Origin of the sequence: Halarcobacter mediterraneus (genome assembly GCF_004116625.1) — a bacterium.
In the GTDB taxonomy this organism is placed as follows: domain Bacteria; phylum Campylobacterota; class Campylobacteria; order Campylobacterales; family Arcobacteraceae; genus Halarcobacter; species Halarcobacter mediterraneus.
On the sequence record NZ_NXIE01000001.1, the window covers coordinates 412,439 to 430,419 of the forward strand.

Annotated in this window: 14 protein-coding genes; all 14 read left to right on the top strand. The window is 28.4% G+C overall.

Translation table 11 applies throughout. The features are described from left to right. Positions 1–6: 6 nt before the first annotated feature. The 14 genes from lpxD to CP965_RS02245 all read left to right on the top strand — a co-directional run bounded on the left by lpxD (position 7) and on the right by CP965_RS02245 (position 17,962). Positions 7–954: a UDP-3-O-(3-hydroxymyristoyl)glucosamine N-acyltransferase gene (lpxD, locus tag CP965_RS02180; protein ID WP_129060391.1), complete on the top strand. Its 948-nt coding sequence runs from the start codon at positions 7–9 to the stop codon at positions 952–954. A gap of 10 nt (positions 955–964) precedes the next feature. Then, a complete protein-coding gene (locus CP965_RS02185) occupies positions 965–3,217 on the top strand; it encodes a DNA translocase FtsK (protein WP_129060392.1) in 2,253 nt (750 codons plus the stop codon). Between the two features lie 81 nt (positions 3,218–3,298). Then, complete coding sequence (gene hpf / locus CP965_RS02190; protein WP_129060393.1) at positions 3,299–3,841, top strand: ribosome hibernation-promoting factor, HPF/YfiA family; 543 nt, start codon at positions 3,299–3,301, stop codon at positions 3,839–3,841. 81 nt (positions 3,842–3,922) lie between these two features. After that, a complete protein-coding gene (gene der, locus CP965_RS02195) occupies positions 3,923–5,359 on the top strand; it encodes a ribosome biogenesis GTPase Der (protein WP_129060394.1) in 1,437 nt (478 codons plus the stop codon). Positions 5,360–5,376: 17 nt separating this feature from the next. Then, complete coding sequence (locus CP965_RS02200) at positions 5,377–6,978, top strand: SulP family inorganic anion transporter (RefSeq protein WP_129060395.1); 1,602 nt, start codon at positions 5,377–5,379, stop codon at positions 6,976–6,978. A 239-nt stretch (positions 6,979–7,217) separates the two neighbouring features. Beyond that, complete coding sequence (gene purD / locus CP965_RS02205) at positions 7,218–8,486, top strand: phosphoribosylamine--glycine ligase (protein WP_129060396.1); 1,269 nt, start codon at positions 7,218–7,220, stop codon at positions 8,484–8,486. An 8-nt stretch (positions 8,487–8,494) separates the two neighbouring features. Then, the gene (locus CP965_RS02210; RefSeq protein ID WP_228712656.1) at positions 8,495–8,920 is read left to right on the top strand and encodes an RDD family protein; all 426 of its coding nucleotides are present in this window, start codon (positions 8,495–8,497) and stop codon (positions 8,918–8,920) included. Further along, on the top strand, positions 8,913–11,021 hold the full coding sequence (locus CP965_RS02215) for an LPS-assembly protein LptD (protein WP_129060398.1): 2,109 nt from the start codon (positions 8,913–8,915) through the stop codon (positions 11,019–11,021). Before CP965_RS02210 ends, CP965_RS02215 begins: the two co-directional genes overlap by 8 nt. Beyond that, positions 11,011–11,667 carry a phosphoribosyltransferase gene (locus tag CP965_RS02220; protein ID WP_129060399.1) on the top strand — a complete coding sequence of 219 codons (657 nt, stop codon included), beginning with the start codon at positions 11,011–11,013 and terminating at the stop codon, positions 11,665–11,667. The genes CP965_RS02215 and CP965_RS02220 overlap by 11 nt, the downstream gene beginning before the upstream one ends. Positions 11,668–11,671: 4 nt before the next feature. Next, positions 11,672–13,852, top strand: a complete 2,181-nt coding sequence (locus CP965_RS02225) for a polyribonucleotide nucleotidyltransferase (protein WP_129060400.1) — start codon at positions 11,672–11,674, stop codon at positions 13,850–13,852. A 79-nt stretch (positions 13,853–13,931) separates the two neighbouring features. Beyond that, the gene (locus tag CP965_RS02230; protein ID WP_129060401.1) at positions 13,932–14,300 is read left to right on the top strand and encodes a response regulator; all 369 of its coding nucleotides are present in this window, start codon (positions 13,932–13,934) and stop codon (positions 14,298–14,300) included. Positions 14,301–14,312: 12 nt separating this feature from the next. Then, positions 14,313–16,439 (top strand): chemotaxis protein CheA, encoded by a 2,127-nt coding sequence (locus CP965_RS02235; protein ID WP_129060402.1) that lies wholly within the window; start codon positions 14,313–14,315, stop codon positions 16,437–16,439. Positions 16,440–16,445: 6 nt separating this feature from the next. After that, positions 16,446–17,288, top strand: coding sequence for a CheR family methyltransferase (locus CP965_RS02240; RefSeq protein ID WP_129060403.1), 843 nt, complete (start codon positions 16,446–16,448; stop codon positions 17,286–17,288). Further along, the gene (locus CP965_RS02245; RefSeq protein WP_129060404.1) at positions 17,285–17,962 is read left to right on the top strand and encodes a chemotaxis protein CheD; all 678 of its coding nucleotides are present in this window, start codon (positions 17,285–17,287) and stop codon (positions 17,960–17,962) included. The genes CP965_RS02240 and CP965_RS02245 overlap by 4 nt, the downstream gene beginning before the upstream one ends. The last annotated feature ends 19 nt before the right edge of the window (positions 17,963–17,981 follow it).

Below are 17,981 nucleotides of genomic sequence, written 5' to 3' on the forward strand. Positions count from 1 at the left end.
AAAAAATTGATTTTATCTGATATATTAAAAAAAATAGATATTAGCTTAAATTCTAATCTAAGAGTTTCAGGATTAAATACACTTTTAGATGCAAGTGAAAATGAAATTTCTTTTTTAGAAAATAAAAAATATATAAAAGATTTATCAAAAACTAAAGCAGGAGCTGTTTTAGTAAAAAAAGAATTTGAAAAAAATGTACCTGAAAATACAATTGCAATTGTTTGTGAAGAACCTTATTTAACTTTAGCAAGATTAAGTAAGTTCTTTGCTCCTAAGGTAATAGAAACTCAAGGAAATGATTGTATTATAGGTGAAAATACAAATATTATGTCAAACGTTTATCTTGGTAAAGACTCTAAAATTGGTAAAAACTGTACAATAATGTCTGGAAGTTTTATTGGAGATAATGTATCTATTGGAGATAATACTACTATTTATTCTAATGTATCAGTTTATAGAGATTGCACTATTGGTAGTGATTGTATAATTCATGCAGGAACTGTTATTGGAAGTGATGGTTTTGGATTTGCTCACACAAAAACTGGAAAATATATTAAGATTTACCAAAATGGTAATGTTACAGTTGGAAATGATGTTGAAATTGGAGCAAACTGTTCTATAGATAGAGCAGCGTTCAATTCGACAATTATTGGAAATGGTGTTAGAATTGACAATCTAGTTCATATTGCTCATAACTGTGTTTTAAAAGATGGTTGTATTTTAACAGGTCAAGTAGGACTTTCAGGTTCAACAACTTTAAATGAGTTTGTAATTATGGGTGGACAAAGTGCTACGGCAGGGCATCTTGAAATAGCACCTTTTACAACTATTGCTGCACGTGGTGGTGTAACTAAGTCTATTACTGAACCAAAAAAACAATGGGCAGGATTCCCATTATTTGAGCATAGACAATGGTTAAAACTACAAAGTAGAATTGCAAAATTATTAAAATGAAGGCTTTAAAATTTTAAAAAAAATTTTTTCATTAATTATACTTTTTTTAATTGTATATCTTGAATATGCAACTTTTATATCAGATAAAAATAGTGTAGGGCAAATAGGCTCTATTTTTGCAAGTTTTTCTCATACTAATTTTGGTTACTTATCATATGGCTATTTATTTTTATTTTTATATCCCTTATATATCTTAAACTTTAAAAATGATTTTGATTGGACTGAGTTTTCAGTAAAACTAGTTTCAATTATTTTACTTCTTTTAACTTTACTAACCTTTCAATCTTTAATTGTTGAAGTTAAATTAAGTGGACAAATTGGAAACTTTATAGTTGATTCTATGAGTCCATTAATTGGGCAAGCAGGACTTTGGATATTTATATTAATTGGTTTTATTATCTCATTCTTAATTTTATTAGAAGATATGAACTTTAATTTTAATATACAAAAAATTACACCAAGTTTTAACTTTAAAAAAGTTGATACATCAAATAAACCTAAAAGAATATTAAGTAGAAAAAAACAGAAGAGAGAATTAAAAAGTTCTAAACAAAAAAAGAATGAAGAGAACTTAAATAAAAATGAAGAAGAAATCTCTGAAATTATTATTGAAGATAGTGCTGAAGAAATAGCTAATATAAGAGTAGATGATTTAAATATAATTTCTTTAGACCAAAATGAAGTTGATAATATAGAAGGTGAAAATATTACAACAACTTCAAAAGATAAAAAAGAAAATACTATAGAAGAGGCAAAACTTGTAGATGATTCAACATCACATGGAATTATTGTAGATGAACTTGAAGAAAATAAAAAATTGTTAGAGGGTATTGAATTAGGTAAAACAGAAAAACCAAAAGATTTTGAACTTCCTCCAACAAAGTTTTTTCAAGCAGCACCAAAAGATAAAAAATCAAGAATTTCAGAAGCAGTTATTGATCAAAAGATTGAAGATTTATTAGAAAAACTTTTAATGTTTAAAATTGAAGGTGATGTAGTTAGAACATATACAGGCCCTGTTGTAACAACTTTTGAATTTAAGCCAGCACCTAATGTAAAAGTTTCTAAAATATTAAATCTTCAAGATGATTTAGCAATGGCTTTAAAAGCTCAAACAATTAGAATACAAGCTCCTATTCCAGGTAAAGATGTAGTAGGAATAGAAGTTCCTAATGAAGATATGCAAGTTATTTATATTAGAGAACTTCTAGAAAGTGAAATTTTTCAAAATTCTAAATCACCATTAACAATGGTTTTAGGTAAAGATATAGTTGGAAAACCATTTATTACGGATCTTAAGAAATTACCACATTTACTTATAGCAGGAACTACTGGTTCTGGTAAATCTGTTGGTATCAATTCTATGATTTTATCATTACTTTATAAGAACTCACCAGATAACCTTCGGTTAGTTATGATTGATCCTAAAATGCTTGAGTTTTCAATGTATAATGATATTCCTCATCTTTTAACTCCTGTTATTACAAAGCCAACTGATGCAATCAATGCTTTATCTAATATGGTTGCAGAAATGGAAAGAAGATATACTTTAATGTCTAAAACAAAGACAAAAAATATAGAGAACTATAATGAAAAAGCAAAAAAAGAAGGCTATGATAAAATTCCTTATATTGTTGTAGTTATCGATGAGTTAGCAGATTTAATGATGACAAGTGGGAAAGATGTTGAGCACTCTATTGCAAGACTTGCTCAAATGGCAAGGGCAAGTGGTATACACTTGATCGTAGCAACACAAAGACCTTCTGTTGATGTTGTAACAGGTCTTATCAAAGCAAATCTTCCAAGTAGACTATCATATAAAGTAGGTCAAAAAGTTGATTCAAAAATCATCTTGGACTCTTTAGGTGCAGAGTCATTGCTAGGTAGAGGAGATATGCTATTTACACCTCCAGGAACTTCAAATATTGTAAGAATTCATGCTCCTTGGTCAAAAGAAGATGAAATTGAAGCAGTAGTTGACTTCTTAAAATATCAAAGAGAAGTAGAGTATGATATGAATTTTGTAAAAGATAGAAATACTTCTGATATTGCTGGTGCAACAGGTGTTGAACTTGGAGAATTAGATGAACTTTATGAAGATGCTAAATTAGTTGTTTTAAATGATAAAAAAACATCTATTTCATATATTCAAAGAAAACTTAGAATTGGTTATAACAGAGCAGCTACAATCGTCGAGCAATTAGAGCAAACAGGTGTTTTAAGTGAAGCAAATGCAAAAGGTAACAGAGAAATTCTAATTTAATAATATTATTTTAGTAATATATATAATGCTTTTATAATTTTTATGCTAAAATACTTATTATTACACGTAAAGGAGTATGTTATGAATACAAGTATTGTAGGAAGACACATAGAATTAACAGAGCCAATTAAAGATTATATTAATAGCTCAATCGAGATTTTTAAAAAATATAATTTAGATATTATATCTGTGAATGCAATTATTGATCAAGAAGAAAAAAATGGTAGAAAAGCTTTTACTTTTGAATTCACTTTAAATGTTGCACATTTAGACACTGTAGTTGTAAAACAAAAAGATAAAGATTTATATTCAGCTATTGATATAGCTGTTGATAGAGTATCAAAAGTTTTAAGAAGACACCATGATAAAATAACAGGGCACAAAGCTACAAAACTTACAGAAGTAGTTTCTCAAGAAATTGAAGATGAAGTTGCGGTAGAACTTGAAAAATTTGAGAATGAAATTATTCCAGTAAAAATGGCTTCTTATAAACCAATAGATATTGAAGAAGCACTTGATAGTTTAAAATCAAGTGATGATATCTTTAAAGTATTTTATGACAAAGATGATAACTTAAGAGTATTATACAGAACAAAAGATGAAGGTAAATTTGGATTATATTAAAATCTAATTTTACTAAGGTATAATAAGGGGTATTAGCATTTTGCTAATACCTTTTTTATTTTTAAAGGATACAAAAACTGTATGGAAAAAACATTAAAAAAAATTGCTCTTATAGGTCAACCAAATGTTGGAAAATCTTCACTTTTTAATAGAATTGCAAAACAAAGAATTGCAATTGTTTCAGATATGGCTGGAACAACAAGAGATATAAGAAGACATGAAGTTGAAATATTAGAAAAAGAAGCTTTAATGCTTGACACAGGAGGAATTGATGAAACAAATGATGCAATTTTCTCTAATGTAAAAAGAAAAGCTATTGAATGTGCCAAAGAGGCTGATATAATACTTTTTATGGTTGATGGTAAAAAACTACCTGATGATAAAGATAAAGAACTATTTTATGAGCTTCAAGACTTAGGTAAACAACTTGCTTTAGTTGTAAATAAAATTGATAACGATAAAGAAAATGAAAGACTTTGGAACTTTTATGAATTTGGAATAGATGATGAAAATCTTTTTGGAATTTCTGTTTCACATAATAGAGGAACAAAACTATTATTTGAATGGATAGCTAATAAACTACCTCCAAAAGAAATAGAAGAAGTAATTATAAATAATGAAATCCAGGATGATGAAGATATTTCTTTAGAAGAATTTTTAGATCCAATTGAAGATATAAATGCAAATGCTCAACTTGATGATGGACAAATAAATGTTGCAATAATTGGTAGAGTAAATGTTGGAAAATCATCTATTCTAAATGCTTTAGTAGGAGAAGAAAGATCAGTTGTATCAAGTATTGCAGGAACAACAATAGATCCCGTTGATGAATCTTTTGAATATAAAGACAAAAATATTACTTTTGTTGATACAGCAGGTTTACGAAGAAGAGGTAAAATCGAAGGTATTGAAAAATATGCTTTAAATAGAACTACTCAAATGTTAGAAAAAGCTAACTTAGCTCTTTTAATCTTAGATGCTTCTGATGAATTAGTTGATTTGGATGAAAAAATTGCTGGTCTTGTAGATAAATATGGTTTAGGAACAATTATTGTTTTAAATAAATGGGATGAAAACATGGATACATTCCAAAAACTTGAAGAAAAAATAAGATCAAAATTTAAGTTTTTATATTATGCACCTATTATTGCTGTTTCTGCAAAGACAGGAAGAAGTATTGATAGATTAAAAGATAAAATTGTAGAAATTTATGAAAACTATGCACAAAGAATACCAACATCAATATTAAATAAAGTTATAGAAGAAGCAACAATAAGACATGCACTACCAAGTCCAAATGGTGCATATTTAAGAATTTATTATACAACTCAGTATGAAATAAAACCTCCAAGAGTTGCACTAATAATGAATAAACCAAGACTACTACATTTTTCATATAAAAGATATTTAATAAACTATTTAAGAAAAAATATTAACTTTGAAGGAACACCTATTCATATAATAGCAAGAGGTAAAGGTCAAAGAGATATAGATGAGGATGAAGTAGAAGCTTTCTAAATCATAGGAGTTTCTTAATGACAATTAATACTTTAAAAAATGATACTCTAGCAGGTATAACCGCAGCAGTTGTAGCTTTACCTTTAGCTTTAGCTTTTGGTGTAGCAAGTGGTGCAGGTGCAATTGCAGGACTTTATGGAGCTATTATCTTAGGCTTTTTTGCTTCTTTATTTGGAGGAACAAAAACTCAAATCTCAGGACCAACTGGCCCTATGACAGTTGTCACAGCTACAGCTATTGTATCATTTGGAAATGATTTTCAAAGTGTATTTGCAGTAATATTTTTATCTGGCTTAATTCAAATATCTTTTGGAATAATTAAAATAGGTAAATGGATAAAATATATTCCTTATCCTGTAATATCAGGTTTTATGACAGGAATTGGAATAATTATTATTGTTTTACAGATTAATCCATTCATAGGGGTTGATGCATTTGGTTCTGTAATACAAACTTTAATTGAACTTCCGAATAGTATAAAACAAACTAGTAGTAATTCTTTAATAATTGCTAGTATTACACTGTTTATTATGTTATTTACTCCTAAAATGATTTCAAGGTATATACCTTCTGCTTTAATTGCTTTAGTTTTAGTGACATACTTTTCTATATTTATGAATTATAATATCCCCACTATTGGTGAAATACCAATGGGATTACCTGAAATAGTATTTCCTATTTATTTTGATATATTGCATTTAAGTACAATAATTACTTTAGCTATAACATTAGCTTTATTAGGTTCAATTGATTCTTTATTAACTTCTTTAGTTGCTGATTCTATGACAAAAACTAAACATAATCCAAATAAAGAGTTAATAGGACAAGGTATAGGAAATACAATTTGTTCTTTTTTTGGTGCAATACCAGGAGCAGGTGCAACAATGAGAACAGTTATAAATATAAAAAGTGGAGGAACAACACAGTTTTCTGGGATTGTCCATTCTCTAACTCTTTTATTAATAGTACTTATTTTAGCACCTTATGCTTCAAATATTCCACTTGCTGTACTATCTGGAATTCTAATAAAAGTAGGGCTTGATATTTTAGATTATAAATTCTTAAGATTATTAACTAAAGTATCAAGACAAGATTTATTAATCATGATAACAGTGACTTTATTAACTGTTTTTGTTGATTTAATTATGGCTGTTGGTGTAGGAATAACCTTCGCTTCAATAATTGCTGTTTATAAAGTTTCTAAAAATACAAAAATTCAGACTATTTATCCTAAAACAAATAATGGGTTTGATATTGATATGGAAGATAAATCAATTAAAATAATAAAAATTAAAGGTTCTTTATTTTTTGGAACAGCTTCAATTTTGGATAAAAGAACCGATAAAGTAAAAGAAAGAACAAAGATTATAATTTTAGATTGTTTAGATATTCATGTTTTAGACTTATCAGCGATATTTACATTAGAAGAGGTTGTAAAAAAATTAAGTGAAAAAAATATAAAAACAATTTTATTATTAAAAGTAAGAGATAAAAAGAAAGTTTTAAAAATAGATCAAAACAATACTTTCAAAAATATAGAGATTTTTTCAAAAATTGATAATGCAGTCAATACAATTCAAGAAAATAGGCATAAAACCTCGATAAATAGAAGAATTTAATATTTAATTCATATTTTATTAGATAAAATAATTATATCTAAGTAGCGCGGGATTTCCATTGTTGAGGGTCCGATACTATATTTTTGTGGGTAATGTAGCCAACACGGTGTGTAGCTTTTCATATATTTATATGTTTTAGCTCCTAAAGTGTTACTCTTACTTGCTATCGTTGGCTTTTGTGGGCCATTTAATGGTTAACGACTACTTGGATACTTTATTAATTTTTAGAGGAAATCAAAGTGAACATTTTAATACTTGGTAGTGGAGGTAGAGAATATTCTATCGGACTTGCAATTTCAAAAGAAAAAGAAAATCATAAATTATATTTTAATCCAGGGAATGGAGCAACTTCTCAAATTGCAGAGAATATTAATATTAAAGACTATAATGAGTTAGCTATTTGGGCAAAAGAAAATGCAATTGACTTAACAATAGTAGGCCCTGAAGCTCCACTAGTAGATGGTGTTGTTGATATATTTAAAGAGCATGGATTAACTGTATTTGGACCAAGTCGTGCTGCAGCTCAGCTAGAAGGTTCTAAAGTTTATATGAAAAATATTTTAAAAAAGTATAACATACCAACAGCAGCATTTATAGAAACTACAAATGAAAAAGAAGCTCACGATTTCATTGATACAATGAGTGAACCAATTGTTGTAAAAGCAGATGGTTTATGTGCAGGTAAAGGTGTAATTATTGCTCAATCAAAAGATGAAGCAAAACAAGCAGCATCTGATATGTTATCAGGTTCATCTTTTGGAGAGGCAGGAACTTCAATTGTAGTAGAAGAGTATTTAGATGGATATGAACTATCTATCTTTGCCATTTGTGATGGTGATAATTATAAGGTTTTACCAGCAGCACAAGATCATAAAAGAGTAGGGGATGGTGATACTGGACCTAATACTGGTGGTATGGGTGCGTATGCTCCAACTCCTTTGGTAAATGATGATATTTATAAAAAAGTAGAAGAAAGAGTTATTAAACCAACTTTAGAAGGAATGAAGAAAGAAGGTGCTCCTTTTGAAGGTGTACTATTTATTGGAGTAATGGTAGTAAATGGTGAACCAATTATTTTAGAATACAATGTTAGATTTGGTGATCCTGAATGTGAAATTCTAATGCCTTTATTAGAAACTCCTGTTTCTGAATTATTTTATAAAGGTGCTACAAAACAACTAGATAAATTAGATATCAAAATCAAAGATGAATATGGTGTTGCAGTTGTTATGGCAAGTGGAAATTATCCATACAGTTCAAGTGAACCTGCTGAAATTATAGTAGATGAAATTCTAGATGAAGACTTAAAAGAGCATACACATATCTCATATGCAGGTGTTTCAATGCAAGATGGTAAATTAATGGCAACAGGAGGAAGAGTTCTTCTTTGTGTTGGTTTTGGTAAATCTATTAGGCAAGCAAGAGATAGAGCATATGGACTTTGTGGGCAAGTTCACTTTGCTGGTAAAAAAATTCGAACAGATATTGCTTATCAAGCTTTAAAATAAATGATATGATGGATAATAATTTAGAACTAGCTTCAAATAGAACAAGATTATTAGCTTTTGTAATTGATGATTTCTTAATTACAGGAATAGTAATAATTATGCTTTGGGATAAAATTGCTATAAATGGAGATGATGTAACTTCTATTCTGATGACTATGAATAATTTTCTTTGGCAAGTTTTCTTATTAAAGTTTGTTTATCAAACCTTTTTTGTTTGGTATTATGGTGCAACAATAGGAAAAATTGTTACAAAAATTAGGGTAATTGATTTTAATAGTTTAGAACGTGTAAGTTTTTTTGCTGCTGCGACTAGATCTGCTTTTAGATTAATTAGTGAAATGTTTTTCTATTTTGGTTTTCTTTTTGCTTTTTTTACAGAAGGGAAACAAACTCTTCATGATAAGATAGGAAGGACATTAGTCGTTAATGCTTAAAAAATTTTTAGCAACAGCAATCTTAGTTGTATCTTTACATGCAGAAATTGAAAAGTTTCAAGTAATTGCAAATAATGCAAATACAAAAAATAATATAGTTATTGCAGAGGGTGATGTTGTAGTTTTTTCTCCTACTTATTTCATAACTGCTCAAAAAGTTATATATGATAAAGAAAAAGGAACTTTTGAGCTCTTTGATAATGTAGTTATAGTAAAAGACAATAATATTCAAACAAAAAGTGAATATGCTTTTCTTAATGTAAATACAGATGACTTATATCAAAACCCAAATATGTTCTATGAAGAAGAAAGTTCTATTTGGATTAGTTCTAAAGAGTCTGATAAGAAAAATAATACTGTAAACTTAGAAGAGTCTATTCTTTCAAGTTGCGATTGTATTGATCCTGATTGGAGTATTCGATCATCAACTGTTGATTACGATACAGAAGACAAATGGTTAAATACATACAATACAACCTTATATATTAAAGATTTTCCTATACTTTATACTCCTTATTTAGGTTTTTCAACAGATAAGTCTAGACGAACAGGTCTTCTCCCTCCTGTTATTGGTTACTCTCAAAGTGAAGGAGTATTTTATAGTCAACCAATTTATTTTGCACCAGCACCTAATTATGATTTTGAACTAATTCCACAAGTTAGAACAGATAGAGGATATGGAACATACCTTTATTATAGATATGCGGATTCTCCTAATTCTACTTTAAAATTAAGTACTGGTTTTTTTAAAGAAAAAAATGGTTATTATGAAGAATATGATTTAAGAAGTAAAAGACACTATGGAGCTAGTTTAGATTATGAAAGAGTAAATCTTTTTTCTAATTCAAAAGATTCAAAAGATGGTATTTTTGCTTCATTAAGATATCTAAATGATGTTGAATATAGATCTTTAGAAGATGATCGATTTGAAGAATCAACAGAACGACAAATAGAATCAAAAATAAACTATATTTATGATACTCCTAATTATTTCCTAGGTTCATATATGAGATATTATATTGATACTCAAAAAGAGTCTAATGGTGATACACTACAAGAACTACCAAAGCTTCAAGCTCATAGTTACAATAGACCGATTTTTTTAGATAAGTTATTATATTCAACAGACTTAAAATATACAAATCATTATAGAAGAAAAGAGTTAAATGCGAATCAATATGAATTAAATATTCCTATTTCATACTCATTTTCTTTATTTGATGATTATGCAAAACTAGTTTTAAAACATGAAATTAGTGCTAATAAATTTCAATATTCTAATGATAATTCTAATAAAGACTTTGAAGATGGTACATATATAGAAAGTAATAGTACAATTGCTTTACATAGTGACTTAGTAAAACCCTATGAGGACTTTATTCATACTGTAAATTTAAGTGTAGATTATAATCACTCTGAAAGTTTAGAAAAAGATGGTGACTTATACTCATTAACAAATAATAATACCATATTAAGCCCCTTTCCAATTGAAAAAAGCTCAGATAGTATAAATCTAGGAATAAATCAATCTTTCTATGATAAAGAAGATTTAACACAAATTGTTAACCATAAACTAAAACAATCAATATTATATGATGACTTTGATAACCCTAAATTACAAAACATGGAAAATCAGATTATTTATAACTACTTTTTAGGAACAATTTCTAATAAACTTGTATATAATCATCAAGATGACAAATTAATTGAAAGTTCATCAAATTTCTCTTTAACTTATGAAAATTTTGATTTAAAACTAGGACATTATATGTCTAAAGAGACAGAGAACTCTGAAAAGGAAAATTTGGAGTCATATAATATTTATGCAAAATATAAATTTTCAGATGATTATTCAATAGGGTATTCTACAAATTATAATCTAGAAGATAAAATCAGAAGTAAACAAGCTTTAATTTTTAATATAGATGATAAATGTTGGAGTTTAGATATTAAATATGAAAAAGAGATTACTCCTGCTTCAACTGTTGATTTAGAACCAATAAAACAAGATATTATTTATCTTCAATTATTTTTAAAACCAATTGGAATGTTTAGACAAAAGTATGAAATTCAAAGAAAGGACTCAAGAAATGATTCCTGATAGAATATTTTTTAAAAATAGAGAAGTTGCAGCTTATAGATTAATAGATATCTTACCTGTTAATAAAATGAAATTAGAAGAGTGGGTTGTTATTGCAACTTCTTTTGGAGGATATCCAATTGCTAAAGTAATTGCTAAAGAGTTAGAAGGTTCTTGTGATGTAATGTTTTCAAGAAAAATTTTATCTCCTAATAATGAAGATTGTGAAGTTGCCATTGTAACGGAAACAGAAGAAGTTGTAATTCATGAAGAACTAGTAAAAGCATTTGATATAAGTTTGGATTTTGTTTTCTCAAAATCAAGATACATATATGAAAATGATTTATCAAATACAGTTTGTAAATTTAGAAGGGGTAAAAAATTAAAAGACTTTGCAAATAAAAATATTCTTTTTGTAGATGAAGGATTAAATACAAGTCTTACTATGATGGCTTGTATTAAAACAGCTATAAATTTAGAGGCTAAGTCAGTATCAGTTGCTGTTCCAATTCTTCCTAAAGCCAGTATAAGTACTATTGAATCAATTGCAGATGATTTATATTATGTTGAAAGTTTAGATCATTTCATTGATATAAGTTTCTACTACGATAGTTTAGAAGAAATAGATTATGAAGAATTAATAAAAATAATAAATAATAAAGGATAAAAGTATGTCAACAGTTTGTGAATTTGAATTAAATCAAAAACAAGAGTTTTTTGAATTTAATAAAGTAGCTAAACAATCAAATGGGTCTGTTTTAGCGAAATTAGGAAATGCAGTTGTTTTAGCAACTGTAGTTAGTGAGTTTGATAATCCCGTAGATGAGGATTTCACTCCACTAACAGTTCAGTATGTTGAAAAAACTTATGCTGCTGCGAAATTACCTGGTGGTTTCATAAAAAGAGAAGCAAAACCAAGTGAGTTTGAAACTTTAACTTCAAGAGTTATTGATAGAAGTTTAAGACCTCTTTTCCCAAAAGGTTATGTTTATCCTACAACAATTACTGTAATAGTTTTAAGTGCCGATAAAGATGTTGACTTACAAGTTTTAGCTTTAAATGCTGCAAGTGCTGCTTTATATACTTCTAACTTACCAATTAAAAAGTCTGTTGCAGGTGTTAGAGTTGGTAAAATTGAAGGAGAATATGTAATTAACCCTACAAATGAGCAACTTGAAGAATCAACTTTAGATTTATATGTTGCTGGATCAAAAGAAGAATTACTAATGATTGAAATGAAAGCTATTTCTTCTGAAGAGATGGTAGAAGTTGATATAGAAGCTTTTACTAAAGTTCATCAAACTAATGAAATGAATGAGGATAATCTAGTTGAAGCGATTTCAGTAGCTCAAAATGCATTGAAAGAAGCAAATGAAACATATGAAAAAGGTTTTGAGTCTGTTTGCAAAGAAATTAAAAATGTAGAACTTATAGAGTTTACAATAGAAGAATCTATAATTAATTATGTTAGAGATAATTATTTAGAAAATATAAAGCAAGCAATTAAAAAACTAGCAAAGAGTGAAAGAGCAACAGAGTTAAAAGAAGTTGCAAAATTAATTTCTCAAGATAATTATTGTCTTGAAAATGAAATTGAATTTAGTACTATTTATGAAGCTGTTTCAATTGTAAAAAGAGAAGCTGTAAGACAAATGATTGTAAATGATAAAGTTAGAGCAGATGGAAGAGGGTTAAAAGATGTAAGACCTATTTCTATTGATACTAATATTTTACCTTCTGCTCATTCTTCTTGTTTATTTACAAGAGGGGAAACACAAGCTTTAGTTGTAGGAACTCTTGCAAGTGCAAAAGATGGCCAAATGTTTGAAACATTAACTGAAAAGTCAACTTCAACAGAAAACTTTATGGTTCATTATAATTTTCCAGGTTTTTCTGTAGGAGAAGCAAAACCTATGTTTGGGGTGGGAAGAAGAGAATTAGGACACGGTAATTTAGCTAAAAAAGCACTTGAATCAACAATTGATAAAGATTATGGAGAAACAGTTAGATTAGTATCTGAAATTCTTGAATCAAATGGTTCTTCATCTATGGCTACTGTATGTGGAGGTTCTTTAGCATTAAAAGCTGCTGGTGTTCCAGTTTCAAATCTTGTAGCTGGTGTTGCAATGGGTATGGTTGTTGAAGGTGACAATTACTCTGTACTAACAGATATTATGGGATTAGAAGACCATGATGGTGATATGGATTTTAAAGTAGCTGGTACAAAAGATGGTATTACAGCACTTCAAATGGATATTAAACTTGGAGGAATTGAACTTTCTGTTTTAAAGGAAGCTTTACTTCAAGCAAAAGAAGGAAGAGAACATATCTTAGGTCTAATGGAAGAAGCATCTTCTGAAATAGTTCCAAGTGAAGCTTTACCTTTAGTTGAACAATTTGCAATAGATCCAAGTAAAATTATGGTTGTTATTGGAAAAGCTGGATCAACTATAAAAGAAATTATTGAAAAGTTCTCTGTTTCTATTGATTTAGATAGAGATAGTGGAAATGTAAAAGTGAGTGGAGAAAATAAACAAAATGTTTTGGATGCTTGTGAGCATATAAAAACTATTTCAAATAATGCTTCATCAAGAAAAGAAAATAAGAAAGATATTGACTTTGAAAAATTATATAAAGTTGATGATGTTTTAGTAGGAAAAGTGGTTAGAATTGCTGATTTTGGTGCTTTTGTTGAGCTTCCTAAAGGAGGAGAAGGACTTTTACACATTTCTAAAATATCAAAAGAAAGAGTAAATAAAGTAGAAGACGTTCTAAATGTTAATGATGAAGTTAAAATAAAAGTGTTAAAAGTTAGAAAAGATAGAATAGAATTAGCTTCTAACGAGTTTTAAAATTTAATACTAAATTAATATATGTTTAGTTAATATGATTTTAATAATATATTTTTATTACAATAAATAAGGGGTTTATATGGCTAAGCTTTTAATCGTAGATGATTCTACAATGTTAAGGGATATGCTAAATTATGCACTAAATGAAGGTGGATATACAGATGTTGTAGAGGCTATTGACGGTGTAGACGGTCTTGAAAAAGCAAAGAATATTTCATTTGATTTAATAATCACTGACGTTAATATGCCTAATATGGATGGTTTAACTTTAATTTCAGAATTAAGGAAATTACCTCAATATGCTTCAAAACCAATTTTGGTTCTTACAACTGAAAGAAGTGATGAAATGAAGGCAAAAGGTAAAGCTGCAGGTGCAACTGGTTGGATTGTTAAACCATTTGTACCAGAACAATTATTAAAAGCAGTAAATATAGTATTAAGTAGATAAAAAGGTTTTAACATGTCTGGTTTTGATATTTCTAAATATAGAGAAATGTTTGTAGAGGAAGCTGAAGAGCTTTTTGAATCTGCAGACAATGTTTTGTTGGAAGCTGAAAGCAATGGAACTTTAACAGATGAAGAAATGGGACAATTGTTCCGTGATGTTCATACCCTTAAGGGAAGTGGTGCTTCTGTCGAATTAACTTTATTTGCTGAGTTTACTCATGATGTTGAAAATATGATGGATAAACTAAGGAATCATGAAATTGAATTCAAACCAGAAATGGCAGGAACGTTAATTGATGGTTTAGATGTAATGAGAGAACTTCTTGATTTAGAAGTTGCAGAAGATTTAACAAGAGAAACTTTTGAAGAAATGACATCTGAATTATTAACGGTTATTAGAGCATATATTAATGGAGAAACTCCTTCTGTAGATGAAGTTGAAACCCCAACAAAAGAAGAAACAATAGTTATTGAAACACCAAAAGAGAATAATGCTTTTTCTGATTCTGATAATATTGGTTTTTATGATGAAGATATTAGTCAAGACAAATATAATGTTACTTATGGTTTTTTCAATGAAGAATTAAATGAAAATGATGATAATAGTTATGGTTTTTTTGATGAAGAATTAAATGAAATTTCTGAAACTACAAAAACACCTGTATTAGAGCATGATGAAAATGATGATTTTGGTTTCTTTGATGATATGGATACAATAACAACAGACTCTAAAATTGAAGCAAACAATGAAGATCAAAAAGAAGAAATTCAAGCTCAAGAAAGTAAAAAAACAAATCAAGAAGAAATAAAAACAGTAGAAACTAAACCTACAGTAGTAAAAGAAGAGACAAAAACAAGTTCAGATACACCTGTTAAAAAAACTCCTATTGACAGAAAAGAAAAAGAAACAAGTAAGAAATCTTCTGCCTCAAATAATATTAGAGTAAATCTTGAAAAAATTGATTTACTAATGAATAATGTTGGAGATTTGGTAATTACAAACGCTATGTTAACTCAATTTTCAACTACAATAGAGTCAGATAAGACTAGATATGCTGTTTTAGAAAGATTAGAATTATTAGAAAGACATATTAGAGAAATGCAAGATTCTATTATGAGTATTAGAATGGTACCTATGGATGCTATTTACTCTAAATTCCCTAAAGTAGTAAGGGATATTTCTAAAAAACTTGGTAAAAAAGTTGAATTTAAACACTATGGTGATGGTGTTGAAATTGATAAGGCAATGATTGAAGGATTAACAGATCCATTAATGCATATTATAAGAAACTCATTAGATCATGGATTAGAAACTCCTAACGTAAGAGTAGCTAATGGTAAAGAAGAAATAGGAACAATTGCAATTTCAGCAGAACAAGCAAATGGTCAAATGATTATTACAATTGATGATGATGGTAAAGGTATTGATGGAGATAGAGTTGCACAAAAAGCTCTAGAACAAGGTCAAATTGATGAAAATCAATATAACACAATGAATAATAATGAAAAGGCAATGCTTGTATTTGGTGCGGGAGTATCTACTGCTGACCAAATAACAGATATTTCTGGTCGTGGTGTTGGGATGGATGTTGTTAAAACAAATATTCAAAAATTAGGTGGTGCCATAAAACTTGATACAACACCAGGTGAGGGTACTACTATTACTATTATGTTACCACTTACTCTTGCAATCTTAGATGGTCTAGATATTGCAGTTGGAGATCAAAAATATATTTTACCTTTAAGTTCAATAGTTGAATCTTTACAACCAACACCAGATATGATTAAAAAAATTGGTGATGGATCACAAGATTTATTAATGCTAAGAGAAGAATTTATCCCTGTAGTAAGATTACACCAATTATTTGGAGTAAAACCAACTTTTGATGAACTTGAAAATGGAATGTTAATTGTAGTAAAATCTGGTAATCAAAAAGTTGCTATTTCTATTGATGAATTTTTAAATCAACATCAAGTTGTGGTTAAACCTTTAGATAAAAACTTTAGAAGCGTTGAAGGAATAGGTGCTGCTACAGTTAGAGGTGATGGAAGTATTGGTCTTATTTTAGATGTTCTAGGTATTATCAATGCTCAAATCAAAATAGAAAAAGATCTGACTGCAGCTCAATTTGCTTCGTAATAAAATATGGCAAGTGATAGAGTATTACACGAAAGAGTAAAAAAAATTCTTTATTCTCTAACAGGGATTACCCTTGCAGAGAATAAAGATATTATGATAGCTAATAGATTACATAAATTAAAAAGAGATACCAAATATTCAGGGGATGTAGATGAACTTTTAGATTCTATAGAAGAAGGTTCTTTTACTATGGAATTTATCAACTCCTTCACCACTAATAAAACACATTTTTTTAGAGAAGATTTTCATTTTATTGATTTACGAGATAGAGTTTTACCTAGTTTCGTCAATTCAGGAAAAGAAATAAAAATGTATTGTTCTGCCTCTTCTACAGGAGAAGAACCATATTCAATGGCAATGACTGTATTAGAAACACAAGAACAATTAAATGGAAGAATTAATGCATCAATTATTGCTACTGATATAGATACTAATGTATTGCAATATGCTGCAAATGGCGTTTATCGTTATTCGAAATCTTCAAAAGAGTTCCCAGATTGGATAAAACCTCAAAAATACTTTAAAAAAAGAGTAAAAAAAACTCTTGCTTCAGAAGAAATATTAATTAAAGTTAAACCTGAGTTACAAAAAATGGTTACTTTCCAAGTAAATAACTTGAATAATGCTTCTTATGGTTTTCAAAAGAACTATTTTGACGTAGTTTTTTGTAGAAATGTATTAATATATTTTTCATCAGAAGATCAAAATAAAATATTAAAAAGACTTTTTTCTCATTTAAAAATAGGTGGCACTTTATATTTAGGTCATTCTGAAAATCCACATGATTTAATAGATTATGTTCAAAGAGTTGGACAAAATGTATTCATAAAAACAAAGGAACTATCTTGATAGTAATAGGACATAAAGATGGAAGTATAGAAAAAGCTTCTATATCTAGATTTACTCAAAAAACTAAAGGTTACAATACTCACACGATTATTGGTGGAGAATTTGCAGTAGGTAAAGATACAGATGAAATAGCTTTTAAAACACTTCTTGGTTCTTGTGTAGCTATTATGTTCTATGATAATATTCAAAAAATTAAAGGGATGAATCACTTTTTATTACCTACAACTAATAGTACTAATGATGATATGAAATATGGATTATACTCTGTAGAAGCAATGCTAAATGAAATGTATAAATTAGGTTGTAATAAAAATAATATGACAGCAAAAATATCTGGAGGAGCAGATATAATGCAATTAAATATGTCTGCAATTTCAATAGGACATAGAAATGTTGAGTTTGCAAAAGATTTTTGCAAATCAGAAGGTTTTAAATTAGTAAGTGAACATACAAGGGGAGAACATGGTAGACTAATTCTTTTAGCAGATGCCTTTCAAACCTTTATAAAAGTTACTCAAAAAACTGAAACTGATAATAAAATTCTTAAAGAAGAAAAAGCACTTCAAACAGAAATTACAAAAGCTCCAGTTATCAAAGAATATGTTGGTGCTGTGGATTTATTTGGAGCAGATGTACAAAAAGCAGAACCAGAGATGGAAATAGAGTTATTTTAATACATAAAAATAGGGTAGT

Bases quoted from the DNA above. Each gene is read 5' to 3' on its own strand.
- hpf (WP_129060393.1), top strand. From the start codon at position 3,299: ATGAATACAAGTATTGTAGGAAGACACATAGAATTAACAGAGCCAATT.
- der (WP_129060394.1), top strand. From the start codon at position 3,923: ATGGAAAAAACATTAAAAAAAATTGCTCTTATAGGTCAACCAAATGTT.
- CP965_RS02200 (WP_129060395.1), top strand. From the start codon at position 5,377: ATGACAATTAATACTTTAAAAAATGATACTCTAGCAGGTATAACCGCA.
- CP965_RS02210 (WP_228712656.1), top strand. From the start codon at position 8,495: ATGGATAATAATTTAGAACTAGCTTCAAATAGAACAAGATTATTAGCT.
- CP965_RS02215 (WP_129060398.1), top strand. From the start codon at position 8,913: ATGCTTAAAAAATTTTTAGCAACAGCAATCTTAGTTGTATCTTTACAT.
- CP965_RS02220 (WP_129060399.1), top strand. From the start codon at position 11,011: ATGATTCCTGATAGAATATTTTTTAAAAATAGAGAAGTTGCAGCTTAT.
- CP965_RS02225 (WP_129060400.1), top strand. From the start codon at position 11,672: ATGTCAACAGTTTGTGAATTTGAATTAAATCAAAAACAAGAGTTTTTT.
- CP965_RS02230 (WP_129060401.1), top strand. From the start codon at position 13,932: ATGGCTAAGCTTTTAATCGTAGATGATTCTACAATGTTAAGGGATATG.
- CP965_RS02235 (WP_129060402.1), top strand. From the start codon at position 14,313: ATGTCTGGTTTTGATATTTCTAAATATAGAGAAATGTTTGTAGAGGAA.
- CP965_RS02240 (WP_129060403.1), top strand. From the start codon at position 16,446: ATGGCAAGTGATAGAGTATTACACGAAAGAGTAAAAAAAATTCTTTAT.